The 3744-nt window shown below is 43.8% G+C and carries 5 protein-coding genes; all 5 read right to left on the bottom strand.

Annotated features, from left to right (window positions below; translation table 11 throughout):
• Window positions 1-120: 120 nt before the first annotated feature.
• The gene (gene ccmB, locus L4B77_RS19585) at window positions 121-789 is read right to left on the bottom strand and encodes a heme exporter protein CcmB (protein WP_261839183.1); all 669 of its coding nucleotides are present in this window, start codon (window positions 787-789) and stop codon (window positions 121-123) included.
• Between the two features lies 1 nt (window position 790).
• Window positions 791-1408: a cytochrome c biogenesis heme-transporting ATPase CcmA gene (gene ccmA, locus L4B77_RS19580; protein ID WP_261839182.1), complete on the bottom strand. Its 618-nt coding sequence runs from the start codon at window positions 1406-1408 to the stop codon at window positions 791-793.
• 275 nt (window positions 1409-1683) lie between these two features.
• Window positions 1684-2196 (bottom strand): DUF2802 domain-containing protein, encoded by a 513-nt coding sequence (locus L4B77_RS19575; RefSeq protein ID WP_261839181.1) that lies wholly within the window; start codon window positions 2194-2196, stop codon window positions 1684-1686.
• Window positions 2196-2690 (bottom strand): chemotaxis protein CheW, encoded by a 495-nt coding sequence (locus L4B77_RS19570; RefSeq protein WP_009848530.1) that lies wholly within the window; start codon window positions 2688-2690, stop codon window positions 2196-2198. The genes L4B77_RS19575 and L4B77_RS19570 overlap by 1 nt, the downstream gene beginning before the upstream one ends.
• Before the next feature lie 74 nt (window positions 2691-2764).
• A partial coding sequence (locus L4B77_RS19565) for a chemotaxis protein CheW (RefSeq protein ID WP_429752500.1) occupies window positions 2765-3744 on the bottom strand: 980 nt, incomplete at its 5' end.

Here is a 3744-nt window from a genome sequence, read left to right as displayed (position 1 = left end):
GCTTACAGCTATCAAAGCTATAATTATAATAATTAATTTGTCTTACTTTCCGTTTTGCTGACGCAATAAATTCAAACAAGACGATTAATTCAACTTAGCTATACGATAACAGTACCGCTATTAGTTCACACTCACTCGAAGTGCGGCGCTGATTGCAAAAGGCGTCAACGTCATTGCGCCCATTAACATTGCCCCAAGTACCGCCAACTGCCCGTTGTACGCAACACCCAAAGCCGCAGCGTCAATCGCTGACGTCGCGAAGATCAAAATGGGGATGTAAAGCGGCAAGATTAACAGGCTTAATAGCACTCCCCCTTTTTGTAGCCCTACCGTTAAAGCGACCCCAATCGCACCGATAAAGCTTAGTATTGGTGTACCAACCAATAATGTTAAGACAACGGATAACCAAGTATCAAAATCCAAAGACAGCAATACCGCGAGTAGAGGACTGATCAAAATTAATGGTAGCCCAGTCAACAACCAGTGTGCGATAACCTTGGACAATACAACCAACTGCAATGGGATGGGCATCAACATCATTTGCTCGAGTGCGCCATCTTGAAAGTCATCACGAAAAAGACGCTCTAGAGAGAGTAATGCCGAAAGTAAAGCCGCTACCCAGACAATGCCCGCAGCAATGCGAGCAAGTAAGTTTGGCTCAGGGCCAATACTCAATGGAAAAAGAGTAATAACAATAATAAAGAACCACAAAGGGTTAAAAATATCTGCTTGGCGTCGAAACGCAATCAGCAGTTCACGTCGAATAATCGTGGTCATTGAAGAGATCATATCACTCACCCAATTTTATTTTTCTGAGTTTCGGGCTATCAGCAAACATATCTTGATGGGTAGTTAGCAGCACAATACCCCCATTTTCAGCATGCTGAGAAAAAAGAGATTCGAGAACTTTTACGCCCTGCTTATCTATTGCAGTCAGCGGTTCGTCTAAAATCCACAACCTTTGCTTACTTAGCCAAAGACGGGCCAATGCCACACGGCGTTGTTGACCTGCGGAAAGTTGACCGGCAGGTACATCTTCTCTCCCGGCAAGACCGACTTGAGCCAAGGCGTGATAGAGCTCTTCTTTGCCCACTCCTGTGCGATGAATCGACTGATAAAAACTTAGATTTTCATAGGCACTCAACTCACGTTTAACACCCGTTTGATGGCCAAGAAAAAGTAAATTCTGATGATAGGTATCTCGGCTAGATTCAATCAACTCACCATCCCAAGAGACAGTGCCGTCATCACGGTCACCCAAACCTGCGATGATCCTAAGCAATGTTGTTTTTCCGGTACCATTTCGACCTTCAACTTGAACCAATTCCCCAGGTTTCAATTGAAAAGACAACGATTCAAACAGAACCCTGTCGTCGCGAATAGCAGTTAAATTTGAAACATCTAGCATAGGTAAATTTGGTTAAGTAAAGAGAGTGCTATAGTAGCACACCAATATGGGCACAAAACAGAACTTGACGTTTTCGAGAGAACAAACCCGTAAGAAACTGTTACCATCACATCACAATTGACACATATTTAACAACAAACAAAATATCACTTCAGATACAATCACTTACAAATATCGTTCTATAAAATACAGATGGGCACAAAAAAAGAAGCCGTAGCTTCTTTTTTGAGGAATACACGATAAACACCTGTATTAAAGTGCTGTCAGCACTCAATTCAACGACGTCGAGATGGGCCTTTACGATCATGAGTGACCGCGGGTTGATCTTTAAACGAGGAGGGATCACTTCTCAACGAAGGGATTTTTTCTTTGCCTGTCAGCTTATTCTGTAACGACATCATTAGCTCAGCCTCTGCTTTAGGCAACTCACACTCTTCGATCAATTCGTTAATCCCAGCGCCTAGCTGAACCATTTTCGTTGCACGTGTGTACAAACGTCCATCAGTGTCCGCATGTTCCAACTCAACAATACGTTCATTCAGATGCTTTATCAGATCTTGTTGTTCCGTTACTTTTTGACCAAGGCCAACCACCACAGAGCGAACCTCAAGCAATTGCTTACTTGATTTTTGAAGCTCCTTTTCCAAGTGACCAACTTGCAGGCGTGACTTATCGAGCTGCTTTTGAATCGCACGTTTTACTTTGCTAATCAAAATCACGATGAATAACGTAAAAACCCCAACGCCTGATATCAGAGCGACAGGGCTTAAAGGAAGCGCTTCAAACATTACAGGTGAGCCATCTCATCCCATTCGTCTTCGCTTAGTAGTTTGTTTAGATCTACTAAGATAAGCAGCTTGCCATCACGGTTGCTGACACCTTGAATGAACTTAGCACTTTCATCCGTGCCGACACTTGGCGTTGTGTCGATTTCAGAAGAACGTAGGTAAACCACTTCAGCAACGCTATCGACTAGGATGCCGATGACTTGACGCTCAGATTCAATAACGATGATACGAGTGTTGTCTGTGATTTCACCTTGCATCAAACCAAAGCGAGAGCGAGTGTCGATAACAGTCACAACGTTACCACGTAGGTTGATAATACCCAAAACGTAATCTGGAGCACCCGGTACTGGAGCAATTTCGCTGTAACGCAGTACTTCACGCACTTGCATGACGTTGATGCCGTACGTTTCTTCTTCCAGTTGGAATGTCACCCATTGAAGTACTTCATCATTTGTTTGATCTTTTCTTACTTCAACTTCACTCATATGAGACATAAATAATCCTCTTGCCGTCGTTACCGACCACTATTATTAACTTAATGCGTTTATTGTTAGCCTAATGCTTGTTACTAGCTTAATGCTTTTACATCTAGCCCTGCATTGAGCATAGCGATTAGTGCTTCAACATGAATCAAAGCACACATTTTTTCTTTAACCATACCAGCGAGCCATGGACGTTTGCCTGCCGTTTCTCGCCAACGTACTTTATCTGAATTCAGCAGTTCGGTACCTTTAAGCTCGGTGCCCGCAAGCCCCCATAAGCTTTCCCCAAGCATCACTATATATTGATAGTTTTCTTTATATTCGTCATTCGATAGCTTTTCTGACATCACCCATCTGGCTGTATCAACCACATCGAGTTGACTGTCATGCTTGGTTTGCAAGCCCAAATACCAAGCTGGCTTACCAATAATATGACTTAACTCTTCAAGGCGATGGATGCCGCCAAGCTCATCAAGTGGCACCGCAAAGGTCACGCCGTTTACATCAAAATACAAGACTTGAAAGTCTTCTGTGCGAACCGTACTTTCCCAAGAGGTCAACTGGTCAGCACCTCCTGCTTGAGTTTCAGGTTCAATAACGGTCTCTGGCTCAGGAGCGTCAAGTTTCGACTCAACAGCCTTAACTTCTACTTGTTCCGTTTCTAACGGTTCAGCTTGTAACTCTTCAATTTGCTGCGATTCAACAGGTGACTCTTCAGCAATGGATAAATCAGGTTCTGGAAGATTCCAATCTTGAATCTCCGGCTCTTCAAACACTTGAACAGACTCAACCGTGGCATCAAACATTTGCATGTCTGCTTGCTGGGCGATTTTCTGGGTGTTCTGATCCATCAACTCATCGAGGTTCAGTTCATCAACAACATTAGTAGCTTCTAAACGACTTAGTAACCTTTGAACATCCTCAAGATTAGGCACATCAAACTCAGCGGAACGCAGTTCTGCATAAGTCGAATAATGATTCGTCAATTGTGGCTCTGGCTCTGGCTCTGGCTCTGGCTCTGGCTCTGGCTCTGGCTCTGGCTCTGGCTCTGGCTCTGGCTCTGGCT

Origin of the sequence: Vibrio minamisatsumaniensis, assembly GCF_050337445.1 — a bacterium.
GTDB classification, from domain to species: domain Bacteria; phylum Pseudomonadota; class Gammaproteobacteria; order Enterobacterales; family Vibrionaceae; genus Vibrio; species Vibrio artabrorum.
The sequence above is the reverse complement of the archived record's forward strand: the minus strand, read 5'-3'. Positions and strand labels throughout refer to the sequence as shown.